This window comes from Stenotrophomonas sp. AN71 (assembly GCF_050435725.1).
GTDB lineage: Bacteria > Pseudomonadota > Gammaproteobacteria > Xanthomonadales > Xanthomonadaceae > Stenotrophomonas.
Genome location: NZ_JBNDKU010000004.1, coordinates 50,460 through 63,928, shown reverse-complemented (window position 1 = coordinate 63,928; position 13,469 = coordinate 50,460). Strand labels below are relative to the sequence as shown.

Here is a 13,469-nt window from a genome sequence, read left to right as displayed (position 1 = left end):
GCATCAAAATCGGACCGGATCCGGTTAGAATCGAGGGCATGGATGCTGCAAGGCGTTGTTTCTTCACGCCCTTTCCCTGCTCCATGCGCATCCTGATCCCCTCCCCTCCGCCAACGATCCCGCCCCCATGAAGAAATTTGGCAAGGCCCTGCTCGCCCTGCTCGTGCTGCTGTTGCTGGCCGCCGCGCTGTTCCTGTACTGGCCGCTGACCCAACGTTCGGTGCCTGCCGCCAGCAACGACAAGCCCGTCGATGTTGTGCTGGTCGGCGCCGGCATCATGAGCATCACCCTGGCTACCTACCTGCAGGAACTGCAGCCGGACTGGAACATCCAGGTCTACGAACGCCTCGACGGCGTCGCCGGTGAAAGCTCCGATGGCTGGAACAACGCCGGCACTGGCCACTCGGCGTTCGCCGAACTGAACTACACCCCGGAACTGCCCGACGGCAGCATCGAGACCAAGCGCGCGGTCGGCATCGCCGAATCGTTCGAGGTCTCCCGCCAGTTCTGGTCGCACCAGGTCAAGGAAGGCCGGCTGAGCCAGCCCAGCGACTTCATCAACCCGACGCCGCACATGAGCTTCGTCTGGGGCGATGACAACATCGCCTACCTGCACAAGCGCCAGCAGGCGCTGGTGAAGAACCCGCTGTTCTACGGCATGCAGTACTCCGAGGACCCGAAGCAGATCCAGCAGTGGGCGCCGCTGCTGATGGAAGGCCGTGATCCGAAGCAGAAGGTCGCCGCCACCTGGATGCCGCTCGGTACCGACGTCAACTTCGGTGTGATCACCCGCCAGCTGACCACCGGCCTGCAGCGCAGCCCGAACTTCAGCCTGCACCTGAACCACGAAGTGAGCGCGCTGCGGCAGAACGCCGACAAGAGCTGGAACGTCACGGTGAAGGACCTCAAGGCCGGCACCGAAACCACCACCCACGCCCGCTTCGTGTTCATCGGTGCCGGTGGCGCCGCGTTGAAGCTGCTGCAGATGTCGGGCATCCCGGAATCGAGGGACTATGCCGGCTTCCCGGTCGGTGGCCAGTTCCTCGCCTTCCAGGGCCAGGACGTGACCTCGCGCCACGGCGTGAAGGCCTACGGCATGGCCGAGACCGGTTCGCCGCCGATGTCAGTGCCGCACCTGGACGCGCGCAAGCTGGACGGCAAGCCGGTGGTCCTGTTCGGGCCGTTCGCGCTGTACAGCACCAAGTTCCTCAAGCACGGCTCGTGGTGGGACCTGTACTCGTCGGTCAACCACAACAACGTCGGCCCGATGCTGGAAGTGGGCAAGGACAACCTGGACCTGGTGCAGTACCTGATGGGCCAGGCGCGCCTGAACGATGCCGACCGCCAGGCCGAGCTGGTCAAGTACTTCCCCAATGCCAAGCCGGGCGACTGGAAGCTGGTCACCGCCGGCCAGCGCGTGCAGATCATCAAGCGTGACCCGCTGAAGGGACCGGTGCTGCAGTTCGGCACCGAGATCGTCACCGACAAGGACCACACCCTCGCCGCCCTGCTCGGCGCCTCGCCGGGTGCATCGACCTCGCCGCCGATCATGCTGGACCTGATGGCCAAGGCCTTCCCCGATGAGATGAAGGCCGGCTGGGAAGCGCGCCTGCGCGAGATCGTGCCGTCGTATGGGCGCAAGCTCAACGACAGCGCCGCGCTGACCAACGAGATCCGCACGTTGACCAGCCAGACCCTGCACCTGCCGTACCTGGAAGTGCCGGTGGATGCCAATGCGGCAACGCCGGCACCTGCACCGGCCGCTGTACCGGCGCCGGCGCCGGTTCCGGCAGCGGCCAAGGAAAAGCGCAACGCCAACGAGGAGCTGCAGGCGCTGTAAGCCGGCAGACGCCTCTTCGCTTCACACGGGCGGCCACCTTCGGGTGGCCGTTCGCGTTTGTGCGACCACCCGCGGGTAGAGCCGAGCCCGCGCTCGGCTGCTCTTCGCGATTGCCAACAGCCGAGCATGGGCTCGGTTCTACACAAAGCCCTGCCATACGCCGGAAAGCCGATGCACAACGACGCGAATTGTAATGTTGTTAAGAATTATTTACATTTGCATCCTGCGCAGTGACAGCGCCTTCCCCAGACGGACCTGACCACGCCCGAAGCCGCCGCCCCGGGTGCTGGACGACTGTTGCCGCCCTTCCCCGCCTCCCTGCTTCGAGCCCACCATGTCCCCGACGTTCCGTATCCGCCTGCCTCGCCGTGCGCTGCTGCCGGCTGCCCTGCTTTCATCACTGACCGTGCTGGCCGCCCCCAGCGCGTTCGCCGCCGCTGATGGCGCCGCCGATGCGAAGACCCTGGACCGGGTCAGCGTTCGCGCCGAACAGTCCGCACCGCCGTCGAGCACCACGCGCCTGGCGATCACCCTGCAGGAAACCCCGCAGTCCGCCACCGCGATCAGCCTGAAGCGCCTGCAGGACGAATCGCTGTTCAGCATCAACGATGTGATGCGCACCGTGACCGGCGTCAGCGTGTCCTTCTATGACACCCAGCGCCCGCTGTACTACGCGCGCGGTTTCGCCATCACCGACTTCCAGGTCGACGGCATCCCGACCTACAGTGGCTCGACCAACCAGGAATACGACACCGCCTTCTACGATCGCATCGAAGTGATCCGCGGTGCCAACGGCCTGCTCAGCGGCGCCGGCGTGCCGTCGGCCACGGTCAACCTGTTGCGCAAGCGCCCGGGCAAGGAGTTCGATGCCTCGTTCGCGGTCAGCGCGGGCAGCTGGGACTATCGGCGCATGGAGGCGGACGTGACCGCGCCGCTGACCGATGACGGCCGCTTCCGCAGCCGCGTGGTCGCCGCCTATACCGATCGTGGGCTGTATTACGACCGCTACAAAGAGAACAAGATGGCCGGCATGGCGGTGCTGGAAGGCGATGTCACCGACAGCACCACGATCACCCTGGGTTACCAGAGCCAGGACAACAACCCAACGGGATCCACCTGGGGAACCGTGGCGTTCTTCGACAACCAGGGCAACTTCGCCCATCTGGCGCGCTCGACCAACCTGTCGCCGAAATGGAGCTACTGGAAGCGTGAGAGCAATACCGCCTTCGCCAACCTGGAACAGCGTTTCGGCGACGACTGGCTGCTGAAGATCAACACCGCCTACACCCGTGGCAACGTGCAGAACGTGCGCCTGTACGGCACCGGCAACCCGGACCCGGCCGCCGGCACCGGCATCTACCTGCGCGCTGCCGCAGGCGATTCCAAGGATACCCGCCGCAACGTCGACGCCTACCTGACCGGCACGTTCCCGTTGTTCGGCCGCGACCACGACCTCACCGTCGGTGCGCAGTGGTCGGACCTGGAAGGCACCACCAATACGCTCACGCTGAACTACCCGCGCGACTGGGCCACCTGCGGGCGCGAGCGCTGTTACTACATCCCCAACGTCTTCAGCTGGGATGGCGATATCTCCGAAGTGACCTACACCCGCACCGGCGCGCGCCGCGTAGCGAAGACCACGCAGAGCGGCGTCTACCTGGCAACCCGCCTGCACCTGGCCGACCCGCTCTCGCTGATCGCCGGTGCACGCCTGAGCCGCTGGCAGACCCTGAGCCGCTCCTACAATGCGGCCGGCGCCTATACCGGCACCACCGGCGCCTACAAGGTCAGCGATGAAGTCACCCCATATGTGGGCCTGGTCTACGAGATCACCCCGAACGTGTCGGCGTACGCCAGCTACACCGAGATCTTCAATCCGCAGAATTACCGCGACCGAAATGACAACCTGCTGGCGCCGGTGCAGGGCTCGAACCTGGAAGCGGGTATCAAGACGCAGTGGTTCGATGGCCGCCTGACGGCGAACGCAGCCGTGTTCGAGGCCAAGCAGGACAACTACGCGGTGCGCGACATGAGCGTGCCGGAAGGCACGTTGAGCGATGGCAGCTCGGCCTATATCGGCATCAACGGCACCAAGGCACGTGGCTGGGAAGTGGACGTCAATGGCGAGATCCTGCCGGGCTGGACGGTCAATGCCGGCTACACCCACGTCAAGGTCACCCGCGCCGCCACCGACCTGCTGTACGCCAATCCGCCCGAAGACCTGCTGCAGCTCAACACCCAGCTGCAGCTGCGCGGCGCACTCGAGCGCCTGAGCATCGGTGGTGGCGTGCAGTGGCAGAGCAAGGTGCGTGGCTACAACATCGCCTACCCGCTGGGTGGCACGGTGACGGTGAACCAGCCGGCGTACTCGCTGGTGCAGTTCAACGCCAACTACCGCATCAGCGACAACTGGACGGCGACGATGAGCGTGCGCAACGCGCTGGACAAGAGCTACTGGGCGAACCTGGACTACAACAACTACGGCGAGCCGCGCTTCGTGTCGGCCAGCCTGCGCTGGAAGTTCTGAGGCGTTGGGGAAGCGGTGGGTGCCGACCGTTGGTCGGCACGCTCCTACGCCCCATGCCGGGCCCCGTCCATGCATGGCGTGGATCTACCAGAGCAAGGGCCGGGGCCCATCCATCCAGGGCGGAAACTCCAGGCCACGCCCGGCGGCGAATCACCGCAGCCAGCGGCGTGCCAGCAGGAATCCGCCGCAGTAGGCGAACGTCATGAACGCACTGACGAACAGCCACAGCCAGATCCAGGCAACCGCACGCGGGTAATCGCCGGGCACCAGCGTCAGCGTGACGACGCTGGCAATCAATGACACGCTGCCCACCAGCATCCGCCGCTTCAGACGCAGCAGGTGCGCAGCGCGCGCGGCCTCGTCCAACGATGACAGCTTCTCCCGGGCCTGGTCGAATGCGCTGACCTCGCGCACCGCATCGCTGCGCGCCAGCAGGCGGCGCGCATCGAACCACACCACGCCCGCGAACAACACGGGCAGACCCCATGCCCACAGCGGTGGCGGTGCGCCCTTCATCGATTGGCCCACCAGCATTCCCAGCACGTAGAGCCCCAGCACTGCGAAGGCCACTACGCGGGTGAGCCTGCGCAGGCGTGCCATGCCGGCGGTCAATGTCCGTAGATCCATGCGGGTCTCCCTTCCCTGGACGGCGGGGCGGTGCCCGCTTGGGGACCGAGCGTACAGGGGCCGAGCGGAAAACTGAATGCGCCCGGCAGCACATCCACGCAAGGCGTGGATCTACAGCCCCGGATTTGCTGCACTGCAGGTTGCATCCCGTCCTGTAATTATGCCGTAATTATCACAACACCAATCGGACGCCGGTCGATGAACCCGAGCTGGGATACGTTGGAACGCAGCCGCCAGGACCGCCTGCAGCGTGCCGCGCCGTGGGCGCGCGGCCGCCAGGTTGCGGCCGAGGAGATAGGCGAACTGCTGCACGCGCTGCTGGAGCCGGGCGACACGGTCTGCCTGGAAGGCAACAACCAGAAGCAGGCCGACTTCCTGGCCCAGGCCCTGGCCAACCTCGATCCGGCCCGCGTACACGACCTGCACATGGTGCAGTCGGTGCTGTCACTGCCTTCGCACCTGGACGTGTTCGAGCGCGGCATCGCCGCGAAGCTGGACTTCTCCTTCTCCGGCCCACAATCGGTGCGCCTGGCCAACCTGGTGGCCGAGGGGCGCATCCAGATCGGTGCCATCCACACCTATCTGGAACTGTTCGGCCGCTACTTCATCGACCTGACCCCGCGCGTGGCCCTGGTCGCCGCGCAGGCCGCCGATCGCCACGGCAACCTCTACACCGGCCCGAACACCGAGGACACCCCGGTGATCGTGGAGGCCACTGCATTCCGCGGCGGCATCGTCGTCGCCCAGGTCAACGAGATCGTCGATACCCTGCCCCGCGTCGACATCCCCGCCGACTGGGTCAACTTCGTGGTGCAGGCGCCGAAGCCAAACCATATCGAGCCGTTGTTCACCCGCGACCCGGCGCAGATCTCCGAGATCCAGGTGCTGATGGCGATGATGGCGATCAAGGGCATCTACGCCGAGTACGGGGTGAACCGGCTCAACCATGGCATCGGCTTCGATACCGCAGCCATCGAACTGCTGCTGCCCACCTATGCCGAATCACTCGGGCTGAAGGGCAGGATCTGCGAGCACTGGGCACTCAACCCGCACCCGGCGCTGATTCCGGCCATTGAATCCGGCTTCGTCAGATCGGTGCATTCGTTCGGTTCCGAGCTGGGCATGGAGAAGTACATCGCCGCACGTGGTGATGTGTTCTTCAATGGCGCCGACGGCTCCATGCGCTCCAACCGCGCGTTCTCGCAGACCGCCGGCCTGTATGCGTGCGACATGTTCATCGGTTCGACGCTGCAGATCGACCTGCAGGGCAACAGCTCCACCGCCACCCGCGACCGCATTGCCGGCTTCGGCGGCGCACCGAACATGGGTTCGGATGCGCGTGGCCGGCGGCATGCCAGCCAGGCATGGATCAAGGCCGGCCAGCAGGCGGCACGCCCCGGTGAAATGCCCCGCGGGCGCAAGCTGGTGGTGCAGATGGTGGAAACCTTCCGCGAACACATGGCGCCGGCCTTCGTCGATCGACTCGACGCCTGGGAACTGGCCGAGCGCGCCGGCATGCCGCTGCCACCGGTGATGATCTATGGCGACGATGTCAGCCACGTGCTGACCGAGGAAGGCATCGCCAACCTGCTGCTGTGCCGCACGCCAGAAGAACGCGAACAGGCGATCCGTGGCGTGGCCGGCTACACCACCGTCGGCCTCGGCCGCGACCGCGCGATGGTGGACAACCTGCGCGACCGTGGCGTGATCCGGCGCCCGGATGATCTGGGTATCAACGTGCGCGATGCCAGCCGCGACCTTCTGGCCGCGCGCTCGGTGAAGGATCTGGTGCGCTGGTCCGGTGGGCTGTACGACCCGCCCAAGCGCTTCCGCAACTGGTAAGGGGCTGAACATGGAAACCCTGGACTATCGATTCGAAGGACGCACCCCCGTGCAGTTCCCGCGCGAGGCCGTTCTGGTCGGCGTGCTGGCCTCGGGCAACCTGGAAATCCTGCTGGAACCGGCGGCACTGGGTGGCGCGATGACGGTCCGCATCGTGACCGCCGCACAGGGCTTCGGCAACGTCTGGCAGGCGGTGATCGGCGATTTCGCGCAACGCCATCCGCTACGCGATGTGCGCATCTCGATCAACGATGCCGGCGCCACTCCCGCGGTGGTCAGCCTGCGCCTGGACCAGGCGGTGGAAACCCTGCGTGCCGGAGATGCACGATGAGCCGCGTGCAGCGCAACAGCTACTACGAAGCCGATGCGCGCGAGCGCATTGCCGGCCTGGTTGATGCAGGCTCCTTCCATGAATTCGTTGGGCCCGCGCGGCGGATGATGAGCCCGCACCTGGCCCAGCTGGACCAGCCGGCGGCGTTCGACGATGGCATTGTCGTCGGCGAAGCCACGCTGCGCGGCAGGCCGGTGCTGCTGGCCGCGCAGCAAGGGCACTTCATGGGCGGCGGCGTGGGCGAGGTACACGGCGCCAAGCTGACCGGCCTGCTGCGCCGTGCGCTGGCGACCCGCACCGACGGCGTGCTGCTGCTGCTCGACACCGGTGGCGTGCGCCTGCACGAGGCCAATGCCGGCCTGATCGCGATTTCCGAGATCATGCGCGCCACGCTGGATGCGCGCGCGGCCGGCGTACCCGTGCTGGCCCTGATCGGTAGCGGTAATGGCGCCTTTGGCGGCATGGGCATCGTCGCCCGCTGCTGCACCAGCGTGATCATGTCCGAGGAGGGCCGGCTGTCACTGTCGGGACCGGAAGTGATCGAAACCGTACGCGGCGTGGAAGAGTTCGATTCCCGCGACCGCGCGATGGTCTGGCGCGTGACTGGCGGCAAGCACCGCTACCTGATCGACCAGGCGCAGGTGTTGGTTGCAGACGCCATCGAAGCCTTCGCGCAAGCCGCGTTCGAGGCGTTGCACGCGGAAGCCACCCACATCGATACCGCGCTGGCCGCGCTGCAGGCCCAGCAGGCTGCATTGACCGCACGCGTGCAGGCCTGGGGCGACTGCCACGACAGCCTCGACATCTGGGCACGCCAGGGCATCGCCGATCCCGAACGGCTGCCGCTGCTGGACACCGACGATTTCCTCACCGTCACCGCCGATCGGAGCATGCCATGACGCGGCCGTTGAATGACCTGCTCGACGCCCTGTTTCCACGCGGCCATACCGTTGCGGTGAACGATTCGGTGCTGACCGGCAGCGCGAGCACCGATGCAGGCGAAGTGACCGTGATCGGTACCACCGACAAGCTGGAAGTGGGCGTGGACCATGCGCTGGTGCTGGCCGACGCGGTGCTGGCCAGCACCGCCACGCATCCACAGCGGCCGATCGTGATGCTGGTCGATACCGCCGGCCAGCGACTGGCACGCCGCGACGAACTGCTCGGCATCAACGGCTGCTTCGCCCACCTGGCGCAGACACTGGATCTGGCGCGCCGCCGCGGCGCTGTGCTGGTCACACTGGTCTACGGTGAATCGGTCAGTGGCGGTTTCCTGTCGTTCGGGCTGATGGCCGACCACATCCATGCCCTGCCTGATGCACAGGTGCGGGTCATGGACCTGCGCGCGATGGCGCGGGTGATCAAGCAGCCGCTGGAGAAACTGCAGGCGCTCAGCCAGACCTCGCCGGTGTTCGCGCCGGGGGTGGAGAACTACGTGGCGATGGGTGCGGTGGAGTCGCTGTGGGAGGGCGACCTCGCCCAGCATCTGCTGCAGGCCCTGCGTACGCCTGCCGAGGGCGACGCGCGCGCGGCGCTGGGTGCACAGCGTGGCGGACGGACGCTGGCTGCGGATGTTTCAGACGCAGTGGCCCGCGGCGATGCCTGACCGCCCTGCCCGCCATACGCTGGCCTGGCTGTCGGCCACTGCCGCCTGGCGTGCCGATCTGCCCGCGCAGGAACCGCGCTTGGCGGCGTGGTTCGCGCAGGGCCTGCCGGCGATGGTGGCGCGGCGTGCCGTGGATGATCCCGACCCACGCCTGCGCCTGGGCGTGCCGCTGCCGCCGAGCGAGGGCAGGCTGCGCGTGGCCCTGCGCGTGGCTGCACACGAAGTGCGCCTGCTGCAGCCACCGCCCGCGATGGATGAGGTCCTTGCCAGGGGCGTGCCCGACGACTGGCGGGGTGCTCTGCAGGCGATGCAGCGGCTTGCACCGGCACGCGTGTTCGGCGCGTTCGCCTGGCAACATCTGAGCGGATTGCCGTATGTGCATCCGCGCTCGGACATCGATCTGCTGTGGCAGATCAGCAACACCGCACAGGCCGACACGCTGGTCCAACACCTCCAGAACTGGGAAGGCACGCAGGCGCGCCGCGTCGATGGCGAGCTGTGCCTGGCCGATGGTGGCGCGGTGAACTGGCGCGAATATGCCGGAGGCAGCCGTCAGGTGCTGGTCAAGCGCACTGAAGGTGCTGCACTGGAACTGCGCGACACCCTGTTCAACGCTGTCGGAGTGGGTGCATGAAGGCCATCGCGCAGCGCGTCGCCGCACCCGTCCCTGCCGTGGACAGCGCGCGACTGGGCCGCCTGGCCATCGCCAGCCTGCACGCCGAACTGGCCTGCGCACCCAAGCCGGGGCTGGTCACCCCCTTCGACAGCGGCAGCCACCACGACATGGATGCCGGCACGTTCCTGCGCAGCCTGTTCGCACTGCGCCACTACTTCACCGCCGTCGCCCGCATCGGCGCCCTGGATGCACGGTTCGATGCGTTGCGCCAATGCGGCATCGCCGCCGAAGCGGCGATGCTGCGTGCCACCGGCGGCATCAACACCCATCGCGGCGCGATCTTCAGCCTCGGCCTGCTGGTGGCGGCGGCGGCACGCTGCCGGCAACTGCACGGACATGCGGGTTCTGCTGCACAGGTCTGCCTGGCCGTGCAGCACTGGGCGACCGACTTCGCCAGCGCGCCACTGGATGCCGGCAGCCCTGGCCAGCGCGCGCGCGCGCGACACGGTGTGCCCGGGGTACGCGAACAGGCAGCCGCCGGTTATCCCGTGCTGCGCGGACTGGCCCTGCCGACCCTGCGTCACGCGCTGGCCAGTGGGCTGCCGCGCGAGGCCGCGATGTGCCAGACCCTGATGCACCTGATCGCACAGGTGGACGATCTCAATCTGCTGCACCGTGGCGGCACCGACGGCCTGCACTGGGCACAGCAGCAGGCGCGTGGTTTCCTTGCCGGCGGCGGTGCCTTCGCACCCGACTGGCAGGCGCGGCTGCGTGATGTCGGCAAGCACTTCGTCACGCGCCGCCTGAGCCCCGGTGGCAGCGCCGATCTGCTGGCCTGCAGTATGTTCCTGCTGCAACAGGAGGCTGCATGAGCCTGGCCCTGCTCTGCCCGGGGCAAGGCGCGCAGCATGCGGCAATGTTTGATCGCGTGCGCGACGTGGCCGCAGCGTGCACGGTGCTGGACGCTGCGGGCGCGCTGCTGGGCCTCGATGTGTTCGCCGCCGCAGCTGCCGACGACCGCTTCGACAACGCGCAGGCGCAGCCGCTGCTGTGCGCGGCCAGCCTCGCACAGTGGCAGTGCCTGCGCGATGCATTACCCGCCCCCACGGTGATTGCCGGCTACAGCATCGGCGAGCTGGCCGCACAGGCCATCGCCGGCAGCGTCGATCCGATCACCTGCCTGGCGCTGGCCGCACAGCGTGCACAGCTGATGGATGCCGCCAGTCCCGCCCATTGCGGACTGCAGGCCGTACTCGGGCTGGATCGCCCTGCTCTGCAAGCGCTGTGCGATTCGAACGGCGCCTTCATCGCCATCGCCAATGGCCACGACCATTTCATTGTCGGTGGTCCGCAGTCGTCACTGGATGTACTGGCGGCGAAGGCCCGGGCATACGGCGCGGACATCCGCCCGTTGCCCGTGCATGTGCCCGCGCATACGCCGCTGCTGGCCGGCGCGGTGCTGCCTTTTGCCACCGTCCTCGAAGCGACACCACTTCAGGCGCCGCGACTGCCCGTGCTGGCCGGCATCGACGCACGTCCGGTGCGTGATCGCGCGGCGGTTGTACATACGTTGTCGGCACAGCTGGCACAGACCATCGAATGGTCGCAGGTGATGCGCCAGGCCTTCGAGCGCGGCGCGCGGGTATTCCTGCAGCTGGGTCCGGGCAACGCATTGGCGCGCATGGTCGCGCCCGACTATCCGTGCTGCGAGGTGCGCGCGGTGGAGGAATTCCAGAGCCTTGAAGGCGCAGCGGCCTGGGTCCGCAATGCGCTGGAGCGGCTGCGGTAACGGGTTCGAGCAGTACGTATCACGCAACACGCAGTACGTCGCCTTACCCCGGGATGGCGGGTCACCATCCGCGCTGTACGTGAGTCACGTGTCTGGGAGGGCGCATGAGTCCACAAATCGCAACGATCATCGGTCTGGTGATCATGTTCATCGTCGCCACGGCACTGCCGATCAACATGGGGGCAGTCGCCTTCGCGCTGGCCTTCATCGTCGGTGGGCTGTGGGTCGACATGGGAGGAAAGGACGTCCTCGCTGGCTTTCCGGGGGATCTGTTCCTGACCCTGGTCGGCATCACTTACCTGTTCGCCATCGCGCAGAAGAACGGCACCATCGACCTGCTGGTGCATTGGGCGGTGAAAGCGGTGCGTGGACATATCGTGGCCATTCCGTGGGTGATGTTCGTCATCACGGCGGTGCTGACCGCGTTCGGCGCGCTCGGCCCGGCCGCGGTGGCGATCATCGGCCCGGTCGCACTGCGCTTTGCCAAGCAGTACAACATCAACCCGCTGATGATGGGCCTGCTGGTCATCCATGGCGCACAGGCCGGTGGTTTTTCGCCGATCAGCGTCTACGGCAGCATCACCAATGGCGTGGTGCAGAAGGCCGGACTGGAAGTGACCGAGATGGCGGTGTTCCTCACCAGCCTCGGCTTCAACCTCATGATGGCGATCATCTGCTTCGTCGCCTTCGGTGGCATCGCGCTGATGCGTCGTGGTTCGATCAGCGTAGCCGGCACGGTCGGCACTGCCGATCTGGCAATGGCCGGCGGCCCGCAGGCATCATCGCGGCAGTTCGCGATTGAAGGCCATGGCGCACTGGTCGCGGCCGGCGGCGGCACGCTCAGCAACGACCCGGCCGCGCTGGATGCCGTAGGTCTGACCCGCGAGCGGCTGTTCACCCTGGTCGGCCTGCTCGGCCTCGGCGTAGCCGCGCTGATCTACAACCTCAACGTCGGCCTGGTATCGATCACCGTGGCAGTGGCGCTGGCGCTGCTGTCGCCACAGAGCCAGAAGGGCGCAGTGGACGGCATCAGCTGGTCGACCGTGCTGCTGATCTGCGGCGTGGTCACCTACATCGGTGTGCTGGAGCAGGCCGGCGCAGTGGACTTCATCGGCAATGGCGTGTCCGACATCGGCATCCCGTTGCTGGGTGCACTGCTGGTCTGCTACGTAGGTGGCATCGTCTCGGCCTTTGCGTCTTCGGCAGCGGTGCTGGGCGCGACGATTCCACTGGCGGTGCCGTTCCTGATGCGGGGCCACCTGAGTGCGGCCGGCGTGATCTGCGCGCTGGCGGTGTCGTCCACCATCGTCGATGTCAGCCCGTTCTCGACCAACGGCGCGCTGGTGGTGGCATCGGCGGCAAAGGAAGAACGCGAGACCCTGTTCCGCCGTTTCCTGGTCTACAGCGGACTGGTGGTGGCGCTGGGGCCGCTGCTGGCCTGGCTGGTGTTCGTGGTGCCGGGCTGGATGTAATCGCCATCCGGGCGTGCCGGCCAGCGGCCGGCACTACCTGGCGTTACACTTCGCGTATGGCCATCGCCCCTGCTCCACGGTCCCCGAAGAAGCGCGCCCCTCTGTACGAAGAGGTGGCAGAGCACATTCGCGAACGCATCTACGATTACCGCCTGCCGCCAGGCGAGTGGATCGACGAGCCGGTGCTGTGCGAGGAACTGCGCATCAGCCGCACGCCATTGCGCGAGGCGCTGAAGCTGCTGGCCGCCGAGGGTCTGGTGCAGATCGATGCTGGCCGTGGCGCACGGGTCACACGGCTCACCCTGGAAGACCTGAACCAGCTGTTCCCGGTGATGGCGATGCTGGAAGGACGCTGCGCCCACGAGGCGGTCACCCACATCGACGACGCCGGGGTGCAGCAGCTGGAAGACCTGCACGCCGCGATGGAGACTGCTGCGGCCGAGGGCAACATCGCCGAGTACTACCGCAACAACTACCTCATCCACGAAACCGTGCAGCTCTACGCCGGCAATCCGTGGCTGATCCGCATCACCCACGATCTGCACCGCATCCTGAAGATGCACCGTGGCCGCCAGCTGCTGACCCCCGGCCGCACTGCGCAGTCGCTGGCCGAGCACCGTGAGCTGATGGAGTGTTTCCGCAGTCGCGATGCCGCCGCCGCCGGGCGCACCATGGAACGCCACCTGCTCAGCCAGGGCCAGGCGCTGGCCGCCTACGTGGCGGCGGGCGGGCTGTTGAACGTGCCGGCGCCTCTACCGACCCACGGCGGCGGCTGATCCCACCGTTGCGGTAGCGCCGGGCCATGCTCGGCGGGGTATC

At 67.0% G+C, this 13,469-nt stretch carries 12 protein-coding genes; 11 read left to right on the top strand and 1 reads right to left on the bottom strand.

The features are described 5' to 3' along the window. Positions 1 to 127: 127 nt before the first annotated feature. Positions 128 to 1,840 (top strand): malate dehydrogenase (quinone), encoded by a 1,713-nt coding sequence (gene mqo, locus ABH900_RS08215; RefSeq protein WP_429622401.1) that lies wholly within the window; start codon positions 128 to 130, stop codon positions 1,838 to 1,840. Positions 1,841 to 2,174: 334 nt separating this feature from the next. Continuing rightward, positions 2,175 to 4,367, top strand: coding sequence for a TonB-dependent siderophore receptor (locus ABH900_RS08210; protein ID WP_429622400.1), 2,193 nt, complete (start codon positions 2,175 to 2,177; stop codon positions 4,365 to 4,367). A 150-nt stretch (positions 4,368 to 4,517) separates the two neighbouring features. Here ABH900_RS08210 and ABH900_RS08205 read toward each other — a convergent pair whose 3' ends face one another. Next, positions 4,518 to 4,994, bottom strand: coding sequence for a hypothetical protein (locus ABH900_RS08205; RefSeq protein ID WP_429622399.1), 477 nt, complete (start codon positions 4,992 to 4,994; stop codon positions 4,518 to 4,520). 198 nt (positions 4,995 to 5,192) lie between these two features. On the opposite strand from ABH900_RS08205, the gene mdcA reads away from it, so the two are divergent. The 9 genes from mdcA to ABH900_RS08160 all read left to right on the top strand — a co-directional run bounded on the left by mdcA (position 5,193) and on the right by ABH900_RS08160 (position 13,426). Further along, on the top strand, positions 5,193 to 6,836 hold the full coding sequence (gene mdcA, locus ABH900_RS08200; protein WP_429622398.1) for a malonate decarboxylase subunit alpha: 1,644 nt from the start codon (positions 5,193 to 5,195) through the stop codon (positions 6,834 to 6,836). A gap of 10 nt (positions 6,837 to 6,846) precedes the next feature. Beyond that, a complete protein-coding gene (mdcC, locus tag ABH900_RS08195) occupies positions 6,847 to 7,167 on the top strand; it encodes a malonate decarboxylase acyl carrier protein (RefSeq protein ID WP_429622397.1) in 321 nt (106 codons plus the stop codon). Beyond that, positions 7,164 to 8,066 (top strand): biotin-independent malonate decarboxylase subunit beta, encoded by a 903-nt coding sequence (locus ABH900_RS08190; protein ID WP_429622396.1) that lies wholly within the window; start codon positions 7,164 to 7,166, stop codon positions 8,064 to 8,066. The genes mdcC and ABH900_RS08190 overlap by 4 nt, the downstream gene beginning before the upstream one ends. After that, positions 8,063 to 8,773: a biotin-independent malonate decarboxylase subunit gamma gene (gene mdcE, locus ABH900_RS08185; protein WP_429622395.1), complete on the top strand. Its 711-nt coding sequence runs from the start codon at positions 8,063 to 8,065 to the stop codon at positions 8,771 to 8,773. Before ABH900_RS08190 ends, mdcE begins: the two co-directional genes overlap by 4 nt. Next, positions 8,766 to 9,407 carry a malonate decarboxylase holo-[acyl-carrier-protein] synthase gene (gene mdcG / locus ABH900_RS08180; protein ID WP_429622394.1) on the top strand — a complete coding sequence of 214 codons (642 nt, stop codon included), beginning with the start codon at positions 8,766 to 8,768 and terminating at the stop codon, positions 9,405 to 9,407. Before mdcE ends, mdcG begins: the two co-directional genes overlap by 8 nt. Beyond that, positions 9,404 to 10,261, top strand: a complete 858-nt coding sequence (gene mdcB, locus ABH900_RS08175; protein WP_429622393.1) for a triphosphoribosyl-dephospho-CoA synthase MdcB — start codon at positions 9,404 to 9,406, stop codon at positions 10,259 to 10,261. Before mdcG ends, mdcB begins: the two co-directional genes overlap by 4 nt. Beyond that, positions 10,258 to 11,178: a malonate decarboxylase subunit epsilon gene (mdcH, locus tag ABH900_RS08170; RefSeq protein ID WP_429622392.1), complete on the top strand. Its 921-nt coding sequence runs from the start codon at positions 10,258 to 10,260 to the stop codon at positions 11,176 to 11,178. The genes mdcB and mdcH overlap by 4 nt, the downstream gene beginning before the upstream one ends. A 104-nt stretch (positions 11,179 to 11,282) precedes the next feature. Next, complete coding sequence (locus tag ABH900_RS08165) at positions 11,283 to 12,650, top strand: SLC13 family permease (RefSeq protein WP_429622391.1); 1,368 nt, start codon at positions 11,283 to 11,285, stop codon at positions 12,648 to 12,650. Positions 12,651 to 12,706: 56 nt separating this feature from the next. Continuing rightward, positions 12,707 to 13,426 (top strand): GntR family transcriptional regulator, encoded by a 720-nt coding sequence (locus tag ABH900_RS08160; protein ID WP_429622390.1) that lies wholly within the window; start codon positions 12,707 to 12,709, stop codon positions 13,424 to 13,426. Positions 13,427 to 13,469 lie beyond the last annotated feature (43 nt).

What these genes read in the sequence shown, in the direction of transcription:
- mqo (WP_429622401.1), top strand. Translation starts at nt 128, where the DNA reads ATGAAGAAATTTGGCAAGGCCCTGCTCGCCCTGCTCGTGCTGCTGTTG.
- ABH900_RS08210 (WP_429622400.1), top strand. Translation starts at nt 2,175, where the DNA reads ATGTCCCCGACGTTCCGTATCCGCCTGCCTCGCCGTGCGCTGCTGCCG.
- ABH900_RS08205 (WP_429622399.1), bottom strand. Translation starts at nt 4,994, where the DNA reads ATGGATCTACGGACATTGACCGCCGGCATGGCACGCCTGCGCAGGCTC.
- mdcA (WP_429622398.1), top strand. Translation starts at nt 5,193, where the DNA reads ATGAACCCGAGCTGGGATACGTTGGAACGCAGCCGCCAGGACCGCCTG.
- mdcC (WP_429622397.1), top strand. Translation starts at nt 6,847, where the DNA reads ATGGAAACCCTGGACTATCGATTCGAAGGACGCACCCCCGTGCAGTTC.
- ABH900_RS08190 (WP_429622396.1), top strand. Translation starts at nt 7,164, where the DNA reads ATGAGCCGCGTGCAGCGCAACAGCTACTACGAAGCCGATGCGCGCGAG.
- mdcE (WP_429622395.1), top strand. Translation starts at nt 8,063, where the DNA reads ATGACGCGGCCGTTGAATGACCTGCTCGACGCCCTGTTTCCACGCGGC.
- mdcG (WP_429622394.1), top strand. Translation starts at nt 8,766, where the DNA reads ATGCCTGACCGCCCTGCCCGCCATACGCTGGCCTGGCTGTCGGCCACT.
- mdcB (WP_429622393.1), top strand. Translation starts at nt 9,404, where the DNA reads ATGAAGGCCATCGCGCAGCGCGTCGCCGCACCCGTCCCTGCCGTGGAC.
- mdcH (WP_429622392.1), top strand. Translation starts at nt 10,258, where the DNA reads ATGAGCCTGGCCCTGCTCTGCCCGGGGCAAGGCGCGCAGCATGCGGCA.
- ABH900_RS08165 (WP_429622391.1), top strand. Translation starts at nt 11,283, where the DNA reads ATGAGTCCACAAATCGCAACGATCATCGGTCTGGTGATCATGTTCATC.
- ABH900_RS08160 (WP_429622390.1), top strand. Translation starts at nt 12,707, where the DNA reads ATGGCCATCGCCCCTGCTCCACGGTCCCCGAAGAAGCGCGCCCCTCTG.